Origin of the sequence: Quyinboa mangrovi, assembly GCF_042219825.1 — a bacterium.
GTDB lineage: Bacteria > Bacteroidota > Bacteroidia > Bacteroidales > UBA5342 > JBHJHP01.
Map to the genome: position 1 here is coordinate 1 of NZ_JBHJHQ010000009.1, position 19,227 is coordinate 19,227.

A 19,227-nucleotide genomic window follows, 5' to 3' on the forward strand; every position below is an offset into this window, starting at 1 on the left:
TCGCATAATGATTACTGAATTTCTGAAAATTAAAAATCGGAAAGAATTACTAGATATATTTAATTAGAAATACGTTGGGTCATAGTGCATGGCAGTACTTTTAAACCAAATAATTCAACGTTCGCTGCAAACACCTTTCGTCCTGACAGTTCCTTTCCCATCGGAAAGAAACTGCCACGACACCATACCGCGGGAACGTTGTAGGCCATTATACCAGGGACACAAAATAGCTTTCTTAACGTGAAGGATTGATTAAAGAATCGAAATTTTAAATGAAAAATATTATATTTTAAAAACAAATCATTACAAACTACAAAACATATTTAATAAATGACTATAACTATTAAAGCTTCATATTATGATTAAGTTAAAAACCGTATCGGTAAAGATTTTTTATATATTCATTGCGATAATACTAATATCTGCATGTTCACCAATAAAAAAAATATCGGAAATAGAGACTTCCATATCAGGAACAAAATGGAAATATATTGATAAAGATTGGACATATGAGATTACATTTAATAGCGATGGTAGTATTTCTAGTACTCATCCAAATGACAAGTCTCCAGATAATGACAAATGGATACAAAATGGATTACAAATAGAGATATATTTTAACGATGGATATTCTAAGTATTTTGGAAAAATGCAATCTTTAAATAAGATAAAAGGAACAGGGTCTAGTTCAAGTGGACAATGGAAATGGACATTAAAGAGAATAAAAAAATAGAATAATAAAAAATGAAATAACGGCCTACAACATGCGGTCATAAAACATTTGGGGTGAAGTGGTTATTCAAGCAACCTGCCACGCATCAAGGTTTGGTAACGGTGGATACGAACGCAGCCCGCTCTCCCAAACGTTTCATACCGCAAAACCGTTGGCACCAATTAAACAAGATGAAATACAGCTATTTAACACTACTAGTAATTCTATTGAGTTGTGGTTGTAAAGTTCAACAAAATTCAATAATCGAAGCTAAACCACTTAAAGGAGAATTATATTTCCCAATTAAGACCGAGAATGTAAATGGAGAAATTAACGGGAAATTAAACACCTTTAAAAATAATTGGTATTCTAAACATTTGTATTCATTGAAAGAACCTGTACTAAAAAATCTAAAGTTAAAAAATGCTGAAATATACAGATATACGAACCTTGGAACTTGGTCTAATCCTGTTTCATTAACAATAGAAAAAACTGATTCAACGATTTATATTTTCAAAAGACGAACTAATGGGAAAGGAGGATATGATGCGGGAAGACTAATTGAGAATAAAACAAAAAAAGTAGAATTAGCAGATTGGCTTGAATTTAAAGAAAAAATAAAAGTTATCGATTTCTGGAACTTGAATTCACATAATGAGATTTTTGGCATGGATGGTTCAGAATGGATTCTTGAAGGATATAAAGATGGAAAATACCATTTTGTGACTAGATGGACTCCAGACCATTATGGAGATGAAAGATATGTTGAAGTTTGTAACTTTTTAGGAAAATTGATAAAATAATAACTGGTGCTAACACACGGTATAGTGCATGGCAGTATTTTTAAATAAAAAATATCAACGTTCGCGGGAAGCGCTTTTCGTCCTGCCAGTTCCTTCCCCGGCGGAAAGAAACTGCCACGACACCATACCACGGGAACGTTAGCCACAAGCAAGGTTACCTCTTAAAACTACAGAAATATGAAAAAGACAAATTACTTTTTACTGACAATCGGGATATCAATTTCCCTATTTCTTCTAGGATGCAAAGAAACTGATGATGCTAATTTGAAACCTTCATGCGAAATTATCTCCCCCATCGAGAATGACACCATACAAGCAGGTTCCGAGTTATACATACTGGCACAGGCTGAAGATATTGATGGTGAAATTTCTGACCTAAGTTTATTGGTTGATAGTATTAGTATTGGCACTACGGCTATTTCACCTTACCAGTTTCGATGGGATACTAAGGATATGGCCCCAGGGAATCATACATTGCAAGTAATAGCTAAGGATAATAAAGGAGCAACAAGATCGAATCAGATATCTTTTTATTTACTCGCAAATCCTATACAGGCTTACGCAGGGAATGACCAACTTATAACGAAACGTGATAGCACGACAATTTTACTATCGGCTAACAAACCACAGAATCAATATAGTTTTGGACGTTGGGAAATCATAGATGGGGAAGGTGGTAGTCTGGAGAACGAAACTAACTCTTCTTCAAAATTTTACGGCCAAAATTGCACTTCATATACTTTGAGGTGGACAATCAGGAATAAATTCGAAGAATCATATGATGATGTTAATATTGTGTTCCGAGAAGCTCTAAATCTAGTTGCTTACGCTGGGGAAGACCAGATATTTGAGGATGGCACAATGGCTACCACTATTAAAGCAAACAATCCCGAAAATCTTACGGGAGAATGGAGTATTGAAAGTGGAGTTGGTGGAATCATCGATGATAAAACTAATTACAGAACTAACTTTAAAGGCAATTTACATGAGTCTTACCAACTAAGGTGGACAATTCGGACTGATTGCGGAGACTCCAGTCAAGATGTAGTTAAGATATCATTCTTTAAAAACGAAGCGGGTGACATACTATCAGACATTGAAGGCAATACTTATAAAACTGTATTTATTGGCAGTCAGTTATGGATGGCAGAAAACTTACGGACAACTAGCTACAATAATAGAGAAAAAATACCCAACGCATCTTCGCATGAAGAATGGATTAAATATATTTCCAGGGGAGCTTACTGTTGGTACGATTATGATTCAATTACAAATGCTCAAACTTATGGCGGTTTATATAATTGGTTCACGGTTAACACACATAATCTTTGTCCTGATGATTGGCACGTACCATCCGAAAAGGAATTAACGACTCTCGTAGAATATCTTGGTTCAAACGCTGGAAATAAGCTAAGAATGCAAGGAGATTCCTATTGGATTAATGACAATGGAACTAATGAATTTGGTTTTAGTGCTCTTCCTGGTGGCTATAATGCTCATGAGGTTAGTTTCGGTCAAATTAATTACGGAGGCTATTGGCAAACTTCATCAAAAGGTTATACGTTTTACATTTTACATAATGAACCCAATGTACTTGTTGGTTCAGGAGGGAATGGAACTTCAGGCATGTCTGTAAGATGCATACATGATAAATAATTTTTGTTTTTATCTCAATTAATTACAAAGTTAAATGCCAGTTACGAACATACGGTATACGGCATGACAGTAATTTTAAATAAAATAATTCAACATTCACCGGTTATATCTTTCACCAGGACAGCATACCACCAGATCGTAGGTGTAAGAAGCGGTGCAAAATTTGAACTGTTATAAAGAAATATGATTTATGGTAAATTTAAAAAAAATCATAATTACGACTTTTATTTATTCACTTCTCTTTTCCGGATGTACATATGTCATTAAGCCCGAAAACATTCATTCTTCAGCTTCACATTCCAGTGGGGAAATTTTTATCTACGGGGAATTTCATGGAATCAAAAAAATTAAAGACAAAGAACTTGAATTATGGGGAGATTATTATACAAATCATGGATTACGACATCTTTTTCTGGAACTCCCCTACTATACAGCAGAATTTTTAAATATTTGGATGCAATCCGAAGATGATGATATACTGAATAAAATATATGAGGATTGGAACGGGGTGAAACACCGTAATCCATCTATGAAGGAATTCTATGTTGAAATAAAAAAACTGTATCCGGAAACGATCTTCCATGGAACAGATGTTGGACATCAATATCGATCTACAGGCAAACGATACTTAAACTATCTTTCTCAACATAACATGAAGAATTCATTACAATATAAATGTACAAAAGAAGCCATAAAACAAGGAAAGTATTACAATAGAAAGGATGATGATGTTTATCGTGAAATTATGATGGTGGCTAATTTTATCCGTGAATTTAATATGCTCGAAAATGAGAGTATTATGGGAATTTATGGTTCCGCTCATATCGGAATTAATTCAATGAATCACAGCAATTCAGTCCCGTCTATGGCAAATCAACTTCACAAAATATACGCTAATCATTTGTTAACGAACGATCTAAGCTATTTAAAAGATATCCCAATTCGAACAGATAGTATTCAAATCAATGGATATAATTATGAGGCATCCTATTTTGGCAGCAAAAACATGAAGGGATTTAAAGACTTTGCATATAGAGAATTCTGGCGATTGGAGGGCGTATATAACAAATTTAAAAAGTCTCCTAAAACTGGTAACGTTTTACCTTATAATAAATACCCTATGAAAATCGTAACAGGTCAGGTTTTTGTCATTGACTACGTGAAAACGGATAGCACGGTGGCTCGAGAATTTCATAGGTCTGATGGCAGATCCCGGAATAATCGTCCGGTTACAAATGAATTTATTATAAAGTAGCAAACATGTAATGGATAGATCTAAAATGGAAATCTCCTATACTTCACACCTTCATAGTATATGCGGATTTATTTTAACATCTAAATCCATATCTCGTATAACTAAATTTATACGTTATAAATATCTGTTAGTTTTATATTTTAGGGAATAATCAAAGGAGTTACAGGAGCAAAAATGGATTATCTTTCAAAAATATTAACTGATCTGAAAACCATTGAACTGAAATAAAACTGTGCCTTAGATTATAAAACTGTAATGGCAGGTAATGTAGTAATTTCAATTAGGGTCAAATTTCTATATTAATGCTGATTTTTTACTCAAAATTTTCTTTCAATGAACTTAAATATTAATTTTGAAATATTACACTATTAAATAATTAAAAATCAACGTTTATGAAAAAAACTTTACTTCTTAGTACGCTATTGATTTTTTCTGCAGTTTTAACAACAAACGCGCAAAAAATCTGGAATTTCACCCAATGGAGTCAGGCAACAATAGACAATTGTGCTGCTGATCCAACAACCTGGGAAAATGTAAGTGAAACACGTTTTCAAAATGCCATTGTTATCGATGCTGAGACACCTTTAACTGCAAATGGTGTTGAAATTGAAGAACTGCAAGGATTAACTTTTGGGAATCTGAATGCCGGCAAGTTTAGAATTGATCATCCGGTTGATGGTGTAAGTATAGGTCGTTTTATATTAAATGGATCCAGTCTTTCTATTAATGTACCCGATTGTAAAGCAGGTGATGTGATCAGGTTGCTTGCGATTTCGGCCAATTCATCTGATGAACGTGGTTTTACAGCAACTAATGCAACACGAACCGGTGGATTGGAAATTACAACTGAATTAAATGAAAATGTTTTTTCAGTTGACGCTGATGGAACCGTTGTTTTTACAACTACAGGAGGTATGCAGGTTCGGTATTTAACTATTAACGCAGAAATTCCTACTTCTATTAAAACAATTACTCCTGCAAATTTAGAAGTTGTTCGAAACGCTTTTTATAATTTGAACGGACAGTACGTTGCAGATGATTTTGAATCACTTCCAGGAGGGATTTTTATCAAGAAAACTTTCTTTGATAACGGAACATCACAAGTAACAAAAATCGCAAAAGTTCAAACCCATCAGTGAGTTTGATTCCCCTTGTTTTAGTGCGATAAAAATAATTATGTACTATACAGGTGAAAAAAATAAACATAATATGATCTAGGGACATTGCTGAAACATAACAGTATCTAGCACTATGTCATAAGCAATGGCTCACTGTAGCATAATGTTTGAGGTGTCGGCTCTCGTTAGATTCCCTTGTTTTTCGGAAACTGACTCTAACGAAACCCGGCACTTCTCATTCACAAACCGTTGGTATTCATTTTACTAAAATGAACACCTGGTAATATGAAAATTTTTAGAATTATCCTCTTTCATATAGTAACCAACTGAAATGAGTAAATTCAGGCCGGAAGGTAGAAGATATTATAAAACAGGTGTATCGGGATACATTGGCGCAGGCAACAATCCCCTGGTCTATACCAAAAGTTCTGTTCCTTCCTTTGCAAAACTAAAACAACTGTATGGCGATCATCTTGAAAATTATCATCATGAGAAACTAACACCAAACGATGAAAAAAAAATCTCAGGAGAACTTAAAGAAAAAATCAGAAGCCAGATAAAAAAAGAAATCAGAGCAACTTATCGGAAACGGATTGTTTCCTTGACGATAAGCTTAATTTTTGTGTTGTTAGTCATTTTTATTCTTTATAAAGTTGTAATACATTTCTTTCCATCCCTGTTATGATATGCAGGCATCCTGGTAATTATTAATATATACTTTCAAAATAATTTTACTTCTACTTCCTTACCAGGTAATAAGGTTGGAAGCATAATACCCCTAAATTAATTTTATCCATAACCCGGAGAAAAAAGTACTGACGAATTTAATTGAAACACCTACATTTGTTAAATGAATTACATGTTTCTTGTTATATGGAGCCTTTGGTTATTATCCGAGATTTTGCTGAACCGTATGATGGGTTCAAAGCAAAAGCAATTAGGGTCAAAAAATCATGATCAAAACTCTTTGCGTTTCATCTGGATTACTATTTTTATTTCCATTACCGCAGGAATAATGTGTAATATATATTTCTATTTCCCTCTTATAGAGTCATCATGGGTTAATTATACCGGATTATTTCTAATTATCGCCGGTATGATCTTCAGGTTTATAGCCATTTACACGCTAGGAAGTTTTTTTACTGTTGATGTTGCTTTTAAAGATTCCCAAAAGTTGATTAATAAAGGATTATACAAATACATTCGGCATCCGTCCTATACCGGGTCCTTACTATCTTTTTTTGGATTTGGCATATCCTTAAACAATTGGCTGAGTGTAATTGTAATATTCATTCCAGTGCTGGTTGTCTTTATGTATAGAATAAAAATAGAGGAAAAACTGTTATCAGAGAAACTTGGTTCAAGTTATACTGAATATATTAATCATACTAAACGGCTCATCCCCTTTGTCTATTGATAACTGTTCCACCCATTTATGGATCAGCCTAAATACCGAAAACATATAAACTTTACATCAGATTCTGTCCATTTTCGAAAGGATGATAAAAAAAGCTGACCCGTACCTGGTCAGCTTTTCAATTTTAAGTAGAAAACTAATATTACCTAACATTCATTTTTTGTAACAAAGGAGTTGTTACGACGTGATTTAAGGATGTAGATACCCTTATTAAAATCACTACATCTATATGGTCGTTCAGATTTCTCACAAATTGTTCTTATTTTATCAAAGAACTATAAAAGACAAAACATACTTCAACAGAAATATTTGGTATCGTTTACACCCCTAAAATTAAGAATAAATCATTATATCAGAGTACTTCAGATAATTGGCGCATGTACCAAAATGCGGGATTTATTTCCCATTTCTTTGCTAATCCGTCTTAGTTGCCTTTGTATTGAAATGTGTCGTTTAAAAAACTAATTACTTTGGGGTATACCTCTTCAAACCATGGATGGAATAACCAAAAGGTATGTGGCGTATCCGGAATAGTAAATATCCGGTATTCAATACCGTTTTCTTTCAATATTTCAATATATTGATCCCTTCCGGCATGAAACCGGGGCTGTGTACTATTAATAAAAATTGTTGGTGGTGTTTTCTGACCTGCATAGTACAGGGCTGAAGCCTGCTTCCATAAATCCGGACGTTGCTTATAAGTGGCACCGAACCATCGCGCTCCTGCAGATGGTTTTGCAGGATCTTCATCTTTAGCGCTTTCACCTGGCGCAGTAAAATCCACCACTCCGTCAATATTAACAATAGCCTGAACTTTGTCCGACACCTTTTTCCCAAAATCATAAGATTTAAAAACCGGATTCTGACCTGTTGCACCCAGTAAAGAGGCAAGAGTAGCACCTGCAGAGGCTCCGAGAGTTGCTATTCTTGTCGTGTCAATTCCAAATTCATCACTGTGAATTTTTAACCATTTAACAAAAGACTTCAGATCATACACACCTGCCGGATAAATGGCTTCAGGTGATAGTCTGTATTCAACCGCGGCAGCAAAATAGCCATTCTCTGCCAATTTCTGAGCCAGAGGTACCATGTGCGCTTTTGTTCCTGAAGCCCATCCTCCACCGTGTATCAGAATAACTGCCGGAATCTTTTTATGCGACTTTTTCTTAGGATAAAAAAGGTCTGCATGCAGATCCCGTGTTCCTGTATTGTAATACACAACATTTCTTTCCTCCTGAACCGAAGGATAAGACGTTTCCTTTACCAGCGTTACATCGGGATAGTATTTTTTTATTTTTATAAAAGCACTATTCAGATTATAGGACGTATCTCTTGGAAAGTCAACCTGTTGTCCGTTTGCCGTCAACACGATAGCAAACAGCATCATTATTCCCAAAGCCAGTCTACTTTTGATCATAACTGCTGCTTAATTCAATGGCACTTAAAATAACGGGAGCGACACCTTTCTGATCGTTATCCACTTGTCTTTCGGAGATATAATACTCATAGTCAGCCATACGGTAAGGATTTCCTCCCAATCCGCAACCTCCAACAGTTTGTATCAGAACAGGAAGTCCCTGTTCATCTGTTTTAACCAGGTTTTTACGAATACTTTCCAATGATGCTTTAGCTATATCAAAATATTTTTTATCCAAATATCCCTTTTTAGCACCTTTTGCATACGCATAAGTAATCATTGCACTTCCCGATGCTTCAATATAATTTCCTTCACGCCCCCCCATATCCATTACCTGGTACCACAAACCGGTCTGTTCATCACGCACTTTTAATAATGCATCGCTTAATTCACTTATAATGGCAATCAGTTTCTCCCGTCCCGGGTGATCCTGCGGCAAATAATCCAGTACATCTACAATGGCCATAACATACCATCCTGTTCCCCGACTCCAGAAATGCTTCGACTGACCGGTTTCAGGATTACACCATTTTTGCTGTTTACTTTCATCCCAGGCATGGTAAACCAGTCCTGTTTTTTCATCCTTCACATGCCTGTATATTTCAGTAATTTGGAAAACAACCTCATCGTACCATTCGGGTTTATCAAAATCGTGTGCATAGCGTGCTAAAAATGGTGATGCCATATATATTCCATCAAGCCACATCTGATATGGATATCTTTTTTTATGCCAAAAACCTCCGGAATTTGTCCGTGGTTGTCCCTTCATCTGTTCTACCAGGGTTTTTATGGCAATCTGATATTTTTTATCCCCGGTTTTACTGTAGAGTTCCAGCATATTTAATCCGGGTCTTACCCTGTCTATATTATAATCCGACATTTTATATCCGTCAATATGACCATCGTCGTGTACAAAATAGTCGATGTAATCCTTCATGTATTTCGAATACTTCTCATCATACTTGCCGAGTTTATTCATGGCTGACCCTAAAAAAGCGTAATCGTACTCATACTTCGGTCTGTTTCCGTTGTAATGAATCAGACTATCGTTACGCGCCATAATGGCATCAGCAAATTCAAGTGCAAAGTTTATGGTATCATCACTTTTAGCAGTCGCGTTGGGTTTACTTTTGCAACTCACAGCGATTAATAAGATTGTAAATAGATAGAAGATTTTCATGTTAGCATATTTTGTAATGTAACAAAAATACAATGTAAAGCCGATTTTTATCGGGTCATATTTACCAGTTTGCGGGTAAGTTTTTCTTTTTGGGGATATTCCGATAAACTTTTATCACAAAGCGTACGTTTACACAAACTATTCGGTAAAGGTTCAATCCCGACAGCAATAGTTTTTACATGGAGATAATCTTCAATTCTGTCCTTCTGTTTACACCATTGTACGGATCATCGGCGTCCAGTGGTTGGGTGAATCCGTACCCTTTGGTTTCCATTCTATCCGGGTCAATTCCATTTTCAACAAGATAGTTTTTAACGGATTCAGCCCTGTTTTGCGAAAGTTCCTTATTATATTCATTGGTTCCCTTGCCATCTGTGTGACCGCCAATCTCAACCCTGATCGTCGGATTGTTTTTTAACAGGGCCACAAGCTTATTCAGTTCAATATAAGATTCCTTTTTTAACGCATAGGAGTCAAACTCAAAATAGATATTTTTCAGTTCAATTGTTGTTCCTGCCTTCATGGGTTGTAATGGAATATTCTTGATAACCGGCCGGGTTATATCGTCCTGTTCGCGTAAGGTGAACCGGTCAGAATAAAACATGTAACCATCCTTACTGACATTCAGGGCATAGTCACGTCCGGCAGGTAAACACAAAAGAAATGTACCGTTTTCTGCTGAATGTGCTTTTGAAACCTGTTTTGCTTCTTCGAGATCTGTCAGTTCAAAGTCAGCAACCAAAGGGTTTTGGTTCTCAGCATTAAAAATGTTTCCCTTTAGATATGTTACCGGTATGGGTTGAATTTCATGCGGTAAGGGAATGGCAAAAATATCTTTGTCCTTACGATCTCCGGCAAATGCTTCTGAGGCATAATATGCTTTTGCACCAAGGGCATTCACAGTAAACCCAATCTCATCACGATGCGTATTTATCGGATAACCGATATTTTCCGGTTCCTGCCACTCTCCTGCACTATCTTTCCGGCTCATAAATATATCATGTCTTCCAAGTCCCATATGGCCATCGGAAGAAAAATACAATGTCTGATCATCAAAATGAATATAGGGTGAAACTTCATCCTCTTCCGTATTTATCACTGGCCCTGCATTTTTTACTTCCAGAATCTTTAACGACCCATTTGGTGTAATTTCGAGTTCCGCAATCCATATATCCCTTTTACCGTAACCTCCGGGACGGTTACTGCAAAAATAAAGGGTATGACCATTGGACGACATCGACGGGTGTGCTTCCCAATATGCCGTATTCAAAGGACTTCCCGGATTTATTGGGTCACTCCAACCCTTTGATGTATGGAATGAGATGAAAATATCACATTTCCCGGAACCTTCAGCCCGGTTACATGCAGAGAAAAACAATATTTCACCATCCGGAGAAAGCGATTGTGCACCTTCGTTATTTGGCGAATTTAAAGGCGGTGCCAGTGGTTCGGATTTGCTCCAACCGGAATCAGTTCTGTAGCTTTCGTAAAAATCTTCCTGGTACTCTGTCGCGCCACCTTTCTTTGTTTCTACCAGTACCGTGGTAATCAACCGGTTTTCATCGGCACTGATAACCGGCCAGTAATCATCATAAGGAGTATTCAGGTTTTTCCCAAGATTTTCGGGCTGAAATGGTACAGGATGCGCCACGAGGTTCAAAGCAAAATCACACTGCTTTTGTTTATACTTTGCAAAATGAACAAGATTAGCATTTCGCTTGCCGTATTGTTCCAGCTTAGCATAAACACCCTTCGCTTCACTGTATTTCCCTTCGTTAAACAACGCTTCACCCAGTTTTATCAGGGTCTGATCATAAAAATAATAATCAGGATCATCTGCAGCCTTAAGCGCATTTATTTGTTGATCGTACTGCCGGTTTATCTCGTAGATTGTTGCCTTGAACCAATAGGCTTCACTAAACGCTTTATCCTTCTGTATTGCCTTATCGAGTAAATCAATGGCCTCGTCATACTGATGCGTAAAATATTTATCGCGGGCTTCAGCATAAGCTTTCCGTGCTGATTTTTTCGATGTCGACAATAACTGAGCAGAACTGTCAAAACCGGACAAAACACATATCACAATAATAATATAAACTCCCAGCCTATTCATTTAGTGGCTCAGCAATTATTTCTTTTGTATGATCAATAAGTATTTTCATTTCATTCCTGTCGTGGCTGTCAATTTTTACCGGATCATGAATGAATATTTCTATTTTCCCTTTTGAACCCAGTAATTTCCCGGGTGTTTTAACCTTATAAGCACCTTTAATCGTAATGGGTACTAAATCCAAACGCATATCAAAGGCAAAATGGTATGCACCTTTCTTAAAAACTTTTAACTCACCGTCGCGGCTCCTTGTACCTTCAGGGAAAAACATAATACTGACACCCGGCTTCAGTGTTTCCCGGGCTTCATTAATTGAATCAATGGCAGCCTGTGAATTGGATCTATCCACTGCAATCTGGCCCGATGCACGGGTTGCCCATCCAAACAACGGGATTTTTGTCAGTTCCTTTTTCATCACCCAGCGAATATTACGTCCAATCCAGCCAAAAATGGCATAAATATCAAACGAACTGGCATGATTAGCGATCAGTATGTATGATTTGTCAGGATCCAGTTTTTCTCTTCCATGGACCTTTACCGGCGTCAGGGAAGAATATACGATACTTCGGCCCCAGAATAAACCAATATGATGACTGACTTTATCCGGTCCTATGAGTGGAAATAAAACAATGCACAGTAATGCGCTGATGATGGTAAATACAATCTGCAGCGGAACGAAAATTATAATGAAATATATTTTGTATAAAAAATCACCTAATGCCTTCATAATCCTTTCTGTAGTTTATGTCCATCCCCATATTCAACACCTATGATACTGCAAACATACTTTATATTCAGAACAGAATAAAGAAACACGACTAAAAACGCAGAACAGCTTAATCATTTTCTAAAACCAAATTACCAACTATCGGTATCCTCCAGGATGGATGCAGGAAAGTTTATTAGATATAATTTTTCTGTTGCCCGGGTTACGGCTGTATACAACCACCTTAAAAACTCCAGATCTACCATTTCGTCGGTCACATAACCCAGATCCAGATATACATGTTTCCATTGTCCACCCTGCGATTTATGGCAGGTAACCGCATACCCGTATTTAACCTGCAGTGCATTATAATAGGGATCGTTGCGCATAGTTTTAACCGTGTCCTTTTTGCTTTTGACCTCCGGATAATCCTCAAGAATTTTAAAATATAAATCCTGCATCTCAGAAGACGATAATGAAGGCCCGTCATGCATTATGCTTGCTGTATTTATCGTAACATCCAGTTCAAAATCGTTATAATCCGGAAACCGCAAGGTGACATCGGCAAACTTATGATCATACAAATCACTAAAACTACGTATTGTGACAATTTCAGCCATATCACCATTGGCAATAAAATCGAGTTCCTTAATTTTCTCCGTCCAGTGATAGCTGTTTTTTACAATCATCAGATAATCTCCTGTCACAATTTCTTCATCGCGGTACAATACAGTGCTCCTTATACCCTGATTAAACTGGTTAGCACGTTTATTCGAACGTGTAATCACAATTACATTCTCTACTCCCACCGCATCATACGAAGCACTGATCTGATCACTCAGATATTCACCTTGCAGTGCAATAACATCTTTACTGTTGACCTGAAATTTTGGAATAGAAGTGAAATTTCTGTCCGCCAATTGTTTTCTTATCCGGTTTGCCATGCTCAGAATACCGGAATCTGAGGTTTGTCTCAGAACTTCGCGTAATGTGAACTCAAGAACATCCAGTCCATAACCTTTTAATACATTCGGATCCAGTGCGGGACTTACTACAGTGCCCACCGGAGGTAACTGTGCCAGGTCGCCGATAAAAATTATACGGCATCTTGCACCTTCGTACACATACCTAATTAATTCATCCAGTACATCCCCGGATCCAAACAGGTTTAATTCATCGCTTCGGCTGGTGATCATCGAAGCCTCGTCGACAATAAATACGGTATCCTTATTTTTATTAAAATCCAGGCTGAAAGAACCCGCACCCAATGACTCCGGATCTACTCCGGGATTTTTTTGCCTGTATATTTGTTTGTGAATTGTATACGCAGGGAAACCACTCATCTGCGATAACACTTTAGCAGCCCTGCCTGTAGGAGCCAACAGTACAAAAGACTGCTGCATCTGTGAAAGCGTCTTTATAAAAGCACTGATTACAGTTGTTTTACCGGTTCCTGCATAACCTTTCAATAAAAACAAAGAAAATACGTTATCAGATAAGTAAAAGTCGGTTAACATACTTATGAGCTCATGCTGCTCTACGGTGGCTTCAAAGCGTAATGTACTTGTAAATATGTCTTTAAAGTGGTTCTCTAACATTTTTTAGTTTAAATTTCCAAAAACCAAAGTAAGAAACATTTTTTTTTTAAATTTGCACGGTAAGATGAAAATCTCTTCTAAATTAACATAAAACGAAATAAAAAAGATGAAACAAGCATTACAGGTTATCCTTCTCATTCTCATCGTTGTTATGGCATATCTTGTTATTGCCAGCCCGATGAAAAAAATAAATTTCGACAAGGAAAAAGCGAAAAGGGAAGAAGCTGTTAAACTCCGTTTAATGGATATCAGAACCGCACAGATTGCTTATAAGGAAAAGTATAAACACCACACTGCAAGTTTTGATACCTTGATTAATTTCATTGAAAAAGACTCACTTCCGATTGTACTTAAAGAGGGAATTCTTACAGACTCAATGGTTAATGCAGGTATGACTGAAGCTAAAGCCATTAAACTCGGGCTTATTGTTCGTGATACATCTTACATTCCTGTTGCACAGGACCTTTTTGGTAAAGATTATGCCGCAGATTCCCTGCGATTTGTACCTTATGGTGATACCACTCAGTTCATTATGGGTGCCGGCAGTGTGACTACTGCCTCCAATGTGACACTTCAGGTATTTGAAGCTAAGACACCTTATGAAGTTTATCTCCATGGATTAGAACCACAGGAAATAACAAACCTGAAGCTTGAAGCCGAAAAGTATGAACGTTATCCGGGGATGAAAGTGGGGGACCTGGAAGAGGCTAATAACTATGCGGGTAACTGGGAATAATTTATGTTATTTCCATGCATGATATCTTAGTTTTATCACCGGTTTTTAATCAGGAAAGTTCTAAACAATATATATTATCCATCCAGCTGTGTCTGGATGGATTTTCTTTTTTAATATGTGACTCCATAAGCAATAAGTTCATTTATCTAAAACACAAACCTTATGGATCAGATTCAGAAATAACAGATCAGACGCTTAAATACCTAAAAACAGAAGAGCTTCTTAATTTAAATTATAAAAAGGTCATTGTCCTTTACGACCTTTCTCCTGCTACCTGCATACCCCAGGTACTTTTTGAGGATGAAGAGAAAGAAGTGTTTTACACCAAAAACTATCGAAAAGGGAAAAGCAGCATCGTCCGTTCAGATAAACAGGATCCTCTGAATTATGTTTCTGTATATGCCATTAACGAAACGATTCTGAATGCTATGAATCAGCAGTTTGGCACTCCTGTGATAATCCATAACAATACGATAAAGAACTGCCATCTGCTTAGCACGTCTGAAAGTTTTGTTAAGCTCACAATCAGGCAGAACAGGTTTTCAATCAGTGCATATAAAAACAACACATTGATTCTGGCAAACAGCTATTCTTATCAGAACGATGATGAATTCCTGTATTTCTTTCTGTACTGCTTCAATCAGTTGAAACTGGATCAGATGAAAACAGTGGTTGAAATTGACGGGATAATACCAAAACATGCCAGTCTGGTTAAACAACTGGAGCGCTTTATTAAAAACGTAACTTTTGCCGGATGGCCCGAGGCATATAATTTTGCCAACGACTTTTACGATCTGCCGGCACATTATTTTACAAATCTTTATTCCAGCCTGTTGTGCGAATAATATCCGGAAAATATAAAATCAGAACCTTACCGGGACCAAAAGGTTTTACAGCACGGCCAACAACAGATTTTGCCAAGGAAAACCTTTTTAACGTACTTAAAAACAATTATGTGCTGGATGGAACTGATGCGTTGGATTTATTTTCAGGAACTGGCAGCATAAGCCTTGAACTGGCGTCCAATGGTTGCCGGAATGTTTTATCCCTGGAAAAGAATCCAAAACATCTGACATACATAAAGTCAATAATTGATCGCCTTAAGATTACGGAAATTGAAATAATGCGGGGTGACGCTTTTAAATATATCGAGCGTACCCTTCAAAAATTTGATTTAATTTTTGCAGATCCACCTTATCAGCTGAAAGATATTGCTAAAATTCCGGATATTATTTTTGAGCGGAATCTATTGAATCCTGATGGATTATTGATCCTGGAACACTCAAGGGATTATAACTTTTCGGATCACCCGAATTTTAAACAGAAAAAGGTTTACGGCAGCGTCAACTTTTCGTTTTTCCAGCCAGTTTAGTCCCTTTTCTGTCTACTCTTGAAATAAGCACAAGCGCAACAGCTGTCAGCGACATACCTGAAAGTGTAATTACATCCGGCTTTTCTGATGATATAATGATCCAGCTTAAGATGACACCAGAAACCGGTACAAGAAATTTCCACATGTTCAAACTTGAAACTTTAATTCCCGGCCTCCTCAACAGACTGAACCAAATGCTTATGGCCACTGCACTCAACATACTCAGCCACGACAGGGACAACCAATACTCCAGAGGAAACGGACCGGTCTGAAGACCTTCAATCGGCAAAGAAAGTACGAACAACCCAATCCCACCAATCACAAGCGTAGTGGAACTAAGTACCAGCGCCGGAACCTTACCATTTGATTTTGCAATCACAATATTTGCAAATCCGCCTAGCGTATTACTGATCAATAAAAACAATACACCAATCAGTTGAAAGTCTGCTGACCCGGTGGCCTTTTTGCCAAGACTTACCAACACAATTCCTGAAAAACCCAGCAACATAACCAGCGCCTTTTTAAGCCCCATTTTATCATTGTCCATCATAAAATGCGACATGAATGCGATGAACAGCGGACCACTTCCTACAATGATCGCTCCAATAGCTCCCGGAACACGGCTCATACCATTATAGAAAAAGGCATATAACCCAAATACATGCAAAAAGCTTACTAATAAAATAAAAGGCAGATTCTTAAAAATAATGTTCCAGTAACCTTTGTTTCGCATAGCCAGTGGAACCAGCATAAGTCCGGAAAGGGTAAATCTTATTCCTGCAAATTGTAGCGGTTGCGTGTATTGCAACCCTACTTTAATAACTGCAAATGCAGATGACCAAAGCAGACAGGCAATAATGGCCAGTACTATTTTATTTGTTTCGCGTTTCATTCAGGCCACAAAAGTAGACCATTTTAAGTTTTCAAACTATATTCGATTAAGAAATATCATTAGCTTTAACATATCTGCTTGCAATTCAGGAAAATATAACTTAATTTGGCACCTTTATCAAAACAAACCTCACATGAAACCACTAATCTTTCTTAGCTTAATAATGCTTTTTGCATGCACGTCAAAAGCAAACTGGACCAAATGGCGGGGGCCGGAAGCCAACGGCAAAATCGCAAGTCAAAAAACCTGGACTACTCAATTGGATTCGACCCTGATTATCTGGCAGAAAAACATAGGCAAAGGACATTCCTCCATCACAGTACAGGATAATCGCGCTTATGTCAATGGCTGGTCGCAAAACATTGAAGGTACCGATACTGTAAACATGTCCTCTGTGCTTTGTCTTGATACCGAATCAGGAAATGAAATCTGGAAATTCCCTTATCCCTCGGATGAGCGCAGTTATCCCGGACCACGTGCAACTCCGGTTCTGGATGGAAAAAATTTGTATGTATTAAGCTGGGAAGGCACCCTATTCTGTTTAAATGCAGAGGATGGAAGCGAAGTGTGGAAGAGAGATATTTACAGCGATTCACTGATAGTAAGAGATCGTTGGGGTGTTTGTTCCTCACCGGTTATTTATAAAAATCTGTTACTGCTAAATCTGAATCATCATGGTATTGCATTTGACAAAACCAACGGACAACTTATATGGAATAGTCCTAAAGGAAGTGGGGCCTTTTCATCTACAACTCTGTTCGATTACAATGGCACTCCTACAGGAACGTTCATGAGCGATTCTTCACTTTATATCGTTGATATTTCAAATGGCACTATACTAAACAACTATGTGTCAAATGACAATTTCAGAAAGGATAATGATGTAATACTTACATCTGATCCAAACATGTTGTTTTTGTCCAATGAACTGATAGAACTAAAAGACTCCATTTACAAGTCAGTATGGAGAAATGATACTATCGCATCATTCTTCAGGACAGGAGTTATTGTTGATGGTTACGTTTACCAGTTCAATAATTTCAGAAACAAAATGCATTTGTACTGCATTGAACTGGCTTCCGGTAAAGAAATGTGGAAGCATAAATATGATATCTTCGGTGCGGTATCCGCAGTAGATAATAAGTTGGTAGTATTAACCGGATTAGGCAAAGTTGTTATCGTTGAGGCTAATCCCGATGCTTACACTGAACTTTCAGAATTGCAGGTTCTTCCGTCGGTTAACAAAAATACGCATTGGTGCTGGACTGCTCCCACTTTCGCCAACGGAAATATTTATGTCAGAAATTCCAACGGAGATATGGCTTGCATCAGGGTCGAAATATAGTCTTTGAATGCCCCTACAGAATGTCGAGAGCATTATATTATTTCAGTAAAATATAACATCTAACTGTTAAAAAGTATTAAGCTATAATTAGCTGTAATATTGGAACTTACCGCCCAATACCATTAGTAGTGCCCACCCTCTCTATTTTTATTCAATCTAAAATTAAACAACAACCGGTTTAGTATTGTTAATTGAGTACATTCCCGGAAGGGAGTGATAAAACAGGGAATAAAACAAAGAAATATTAATAATTAAAACTGAAATATTATGGCTTACAAATTACCGGAACTTGGGTATGATTATGCAGCCCTTGAACCACACATCGACGCACGGACAATGGAAATCCATCACACAAAACACCATGCTGGTTATACAAATAATTTAAATGCGGCAGTTGAAAATACAGATCTTGCAAATAAATCAATTGAAGAAATTTTTGCCGGTGTTTCTAAATTATCTCCTGCGGTAAGAAATAATGGTGGCGGATTTTACAATCACAAATTATTCTGGGAATGGATTGCTCCCGGATCAGGAAAAGAGATGGATGCCAATCTTAAAGCAGCTATCGAAAAGGCTTTTGGATCATTGGATAAATTTAAGGATGAATTCTCAAAAGCTGCAGCTACGCGCTTCGGATCAGGTTGGGCATGGCTTGTAAAGCTTGACAATGGTGACCTGGTTGTTACATCAACACCTAATCAGGATAACCCGTTAATGGATGTTGCTGACGTTAAAGGTAAACCAATTCTGGGAATTGATGTATGGGAACATGCATATTACCTGAATTATCAGAACAGACGTCCTGACTACATCAGTGCATTCTGGAATGTGGTTAACTGGGATAAGGTTGCTGAGCTTTATAACGAATAAAGAAACGAAATATACCTAAATTAAAACTGTGTTACACAAG

18 protein-coding genes are annotated in these 19,227 nt (G+C 37.2%); 12 read left to right on the forward strand and 6 right to left on the reverse strand.

Annotated elements, in window-relative coordinates; genetic code table 11:
• Positions 1 to 358 precede the first annotated feature (358 nt).
• The 7 genes from ACE1ET_RS17645 to ACE1ET_RS17675 all read left to right on the forward strand — a co-directional run bounded on the left by ACE1ET_RS17645 (position 359) and on the right by ACE1ET_RS17675 (position 6,961).
• Complete coding sequence (locus tag ACE1ET_RS17645; protein WP_375729751.1) at positions 359 to 733, forward strand: hypothetical protein; 375 nt, start codon at positions 359 to 361, stop codon at positions 731 to 733.
• A gap of 170 nt (positions 734 to 903) precedes the next feature.
• Positions 904 to 1,515 (forward strand): hypothetical protein, encoded by a 612-nt coding sequence (locus ACE1ET_RS17650; protein ID WP_375729752.1) that lies wholly within the window; start codon positions 904 to 906, stop codon positions 1,513 to 1,515.
• 177 nt (positions 1,516 to 1,692) lie between these two features.
• Positions 1,693 to 3,171: an FISUMP domain-containing protein gene (locus tag ACE1ET_RS17655; protein ID WP_375729753.1), complete on the forward strand. Its 1,479-nt coding sequence runs from the start codon at positions 1,693 to 1,695 to the stop codon at positions 3,169 to 3,171.
• Positions 3,172 to 3,361: 190 nt separating this feature from the next.
• On the forward strand, positions 3,362 to 4,426 hold the full coding sequence (locus ACE1ET_RS17660) for a hypothetical protein (protein WP_375729754.1): 1,065 nt from the start codon (positions 3,362 to 3,364) through the stop codon (positions 4,424 to 4,426).
• A gap of 392 nt (positions 4,427 to 4,818) precedes the next feature.
• Positions 4,819 to 5,565: a hypothetical protein gene (locus ACE1ET_RS17665; RefSeq protein ID WP_375729755.1), complete on the forward strand. Its 747-nt coding sequence runs from the start codon at positions 4,819 to 4,821 to the stop codon at positions 5,563 to 5,565.
• Positions 5,566 to 5,875: 310 nt separating this feature from the next.
• Positions 5,876 to 6,229 (forward strand): hypothetical protein, encoded by a 354-nt coding sequence (locus tag ACE1ET_RS17670; RefSeq protein WP_375729756.1) that lies wholly within the window; start codon positions 5,876 to 5,878, stop codon positions 6,227 to 6,229.
• Positions 6,230 to 6,460: 231 nt separating this feature from the next.
• Positions 6,461 to 6,961: a methyltransferase family protein gene (locus ACE1ET_RS17675; RefSeq protein ID WP_375729958.1), complete on the forward strand. Its 501-nt coding sequence runs from the start codon at positions 6,461 to 6,463 to the stop codon at positions 6,959 to 6,961.
• 424 nt (positions 6,962 to 7,385) lie between these two features.
• Here ACE1ET_RS17675 and ACE1ET_RS17680 read toward each other — a convergent pair whose 3' ends face one another.
• The 5 genes from ACE1ET_RS17680 to ACE1ET_RS17700 form a co-directional block, all read right to left on the reverse strand.
• Positions 7,386 to 8,378 carry an alpha/beta hydrolase fold domain-containing protein gene (locus ACE1ET_RS17680; protein ID WP_375729757.1) on the reverse strand — a complete coding sequence of 331 codons (993 nt, stop codon included), beginning with the start codon at positions 8,376 to 8,378 and terminating at the stop codon, positions 7,386 to 7,388.
• Positions 8,365 to 9,558, reverse strand: a complete 1,194-nt coding sequence (locus ACE1ET_RS17685) for a glycoside hydrolase family 88/105 protein (protein WP_375729758.1) — start codon at positions 9,556 to 9,558, stop codon at positions 8,365 to 8,367. Before ACE1ET_RS17685 ends, ACE1ET_RS17680 begins: the two co-directional genes overlap by 14 nt.
• A gap of 175 nt (positions 9,559 to 9,733) precedes the next feature.
• Positions 9,734 to 11,671: an OmpA family protein gene (locus ACE1ET_RS17690; protein WP_375729759.1), complete on the reverse strand. Its 1,938-nt coding sequence runs from the start codon at positions 11,669 to 11,671 to the stop codon at positions 9,734 to 9,736.
• Positions 11,664 to 12,395, reverse strand: a complete 732-nt coding sequence (locus ACE1ET_RS17695; protein ID WP_375729760.1) for a lysophospholipid acyltransferase family protein — start codon at positions 12,393 to 12,395, stop codon at positions 11,664 to 11,666. The genes ACE1ET_RS17690 and ACE1ET_RS17695 overlap by 8 nt, the downstream gene beginning before the upstream one ends.
• Positions 12,396 to 12,526: 131 nt before the next feature.
• The gene (locus ACE1ET_RS17700) at positions 12,527 to 13,972 is read right to left on the reverse strand and encodes an ATP-dependent DNA helicase (RefSeq protein ID WP_375729761.1); all 1,446 of its coding nucleotides are present in this window, start codon (positions 13,970 to 13,972) and stop codon (positions 12,527 to 12,529) included.
• Between the two features lie 106 nt (positions 13,973 to 14,078).
• On the opposite strand from ACE1ET_RS17700, the gene ACE1ET_RS17705 reads away from it, so the two are divergent.
• Genes ACE1ET_RS17705 through ACE1ET_RS17715 form a run of 3 tightly spaced genes read left to right on the forward strand, consistent with a single transcriptional unit; the run spans position 14,079 to position 16,080 of the window.
• Positions 14,079 to 14,708: a hypothetical protein gene (locus tag ACE1ET_RS17705; RefSeq protein ID WP_375729762.1), complete on the forward strand. Its 630-nt coding sequence runs from the start codon at positions 14,079 to 14,081 to the stop codon at positions 14,706 to 14,708.
• Between the two features lie 14 nt (positions 14,709 to 14,722).
• Positions 14,723 to 15,553: a DUF3822 family protein gene (locus ACE1ET_RS17710; RefSeq protein ID WP_375729763.1), complete on the forward strand. Its 831-nt coding sequence runs from the start codon at positions 14,723 to 14,725 to the stop codon at positions 15,551 to 15,553.
• Positions 15,544 to 16,080 carry an RsmD family RNA methyltransferase gene (locus ACE1ET_RS17715; RefSeq protein WP_375729764.1) on the forward strand — a complete coding sequence of 179 codons (537 nt, stop codon included), beginning with the start codon at positions 15,544 to 15,546 and terminating at the stop codon, positions 16,078 to 16,080. The genes ACE1ET_RS17710 and ACE1ET_RS17715 overlap by 10 nt, the downstream gene beginning before the upstream one ends.
• Here the strand turns inward: ACE1ET_RS17715 and ACE1ET_RS17720 are convergent.
• A complete protein-coding gene (locus ACE1ET_RS17720) occupies positions 16,052 to 16,972 on the reverse strand; it encodes a DMT family transporter (protein WP_375729765.1) in 921 nt (306 codons plus the stop codon). The two genes, ACE1ET_RS17715 and ACE1ET_RS17720, sit on opposite strands and share 29 nt — an antisense overlap.
• A gap of 133 nt (positions 16,973 to 17,105) precedes the next feature.
• Between ACE1ET_RS17720 and ACE1ET_RS17725 the strand changes: the two genes are divergently transcribed.
• Together ACE1ET_RS17725 and ACE1ET_RS17730 are read left to right on the forward strand one after the other, a co-directional pair.
• Positions 17,106 to 18,317: an outer membrane protein assembly factor BamB family protein gene (locus ACE1ET_RS17725; protein ID WP_375729766.1), complete on the forward strand. Its 1,212-nt coding sequence runs from the start codon at positions 17,106 to 17,108 to the stop codon at positions 18,315 to 18,317.
• Positions 18,318 to 18,584: 267 nt separating this feature from the next.
• A complete protein-coding gene (locus ACE1ET_RS17730) occupies positions 18,585 to 19,187 on the forward strand; it encodes a superoxide dismutase (RefSeq protein WP_375729767.1) in 603 nt (200 codons plus the stop codon).
• Positions 19,188 to 19,227: the final 40 nt, after the last annotated feature.

Excerpts from the sequence above, each read along its gene's own strand:
- ACE1ET_RS17645 (WP_375729751.1), top strand. The coding sequence starts at position 359 with ATGATTAAGTTAAAAACCGTATCGGTAAAGATTTTTTATATATTCATT.
- ACE1ET_RS17650 (WP_375729752.1), top strand. The coding sequence starts at position 904 with ATGAAATACAGCTATTTAACACTACTAGTAATTCTATTGAGTTGTGGT.
- ACE1ET_RS17655 (WP_375729753.1), top strand. The coding sequence starts at position 1,693 with ATGAAAAAGACAAATTACTTTTTACTGACAATCGGGATATCAATTTCC.
- ACE1ET_RS17660 (WP_375729754.1), top strand. The coding sequence starts at position 3,362 with ATGGTAAATTTAAAAAAAATCATAATTACGACTTTTATTTATTCACTT.
- ACE1ET_RS17665 (WP_375729755.1), top strand. The coding sequence starts at position 4,819 with ATGAAAAAAACTTTACTTCTTAGTACGCTATTGATTTTTTCTGCAGTT.
- ACE1ET_RS17670 (WP_375729756.1), top strand. The coding sequence starts at position 5,876 with ATGAGTAAATTCAGGCCGGAAGGTAGAAGATATTATAAAACAGGTGTA.
- ACE1ET_RS17675 (WP_375729958.1), top strand. The coding sequence starts at position 6,461 with ATGGGTTCAAAGCAAAAGCAATTAGGGTCAAAAAATCATGATCAAAAC.
- ACE1ET_RS17680 (WP_375729757.1), bottom strand. The coding sequence starts at position 8,378 with ATGATCAAAAGTAGACTGGCTTTGGGAATAATGATGCTGTTTGCTATC.
- ACE1ET_RS17685 (WP_375729758.1), bottom strand. The coding sequence starts at position 9,558 with ATGAAAATCTTCTATCTATTTACAATCTTATTAATCGCTGTGAGTTGC.
- ACE1ET_RS17690 (WP_375729759.1), bottom strand. The coding sequence starts at position 11,671 with ATGAATAGGCTGGGAGTTTATATTATTATTGTGATATGTGTTTTGTCC.
- ACE1ET_RS17695 (WP_375729760.1), bottom strand. The coding sequence starts at position 12,395 with ATGAAGGCATTAGGTGATTTTTTATACAAAATATATTTCATTATAATT.
- ACE1ET_RS17700 (WP_375729761.1), bottom strand. The coding sequence starts at position 13,972 with ATGTTAGAGAACCACTTTAAAGACATATTTACAAGTACATTACGCTTT.
- ACE1ET_RS17705 (WP_375729762.1), top strand. The coding sequence starts at position 14,079 with ATGAAACAAGCATTACAGGTTATCCTTCTCATTCTCATCGTTGTTATG.
- ACE1ET_RS17710 (WP_375729763.1), top strand. The coding sequence starts at position 14,723 with ATGCATGATATCTTAGTTTTATCACCGGTTTTTAATCAGGAAAGTTCT.
- ACE1ET_RS17720 (WP_375729765.1), bottom strand. The coding sequence starts at position 16,972 with ATGAAACGCGAAACAAATAAAATAGTACTGGCCATTATTGCCTGTCTG.
- ACE1ET_RS17725 (WP_375729766.1), top strand. The coding sequence starts at position 17,106 with ATGAAACCACTAATCTTTCTTAGCTTAATAATGCTTTTTGCATGCACG.
- ACE1ET_RS17730 (WP_375729767.1), top strand. The coding sequence starts at position 18,585 with ATGGCTTACAAATTACCGGAACTTGGGTATGATTATGCAGCCCTTGAA.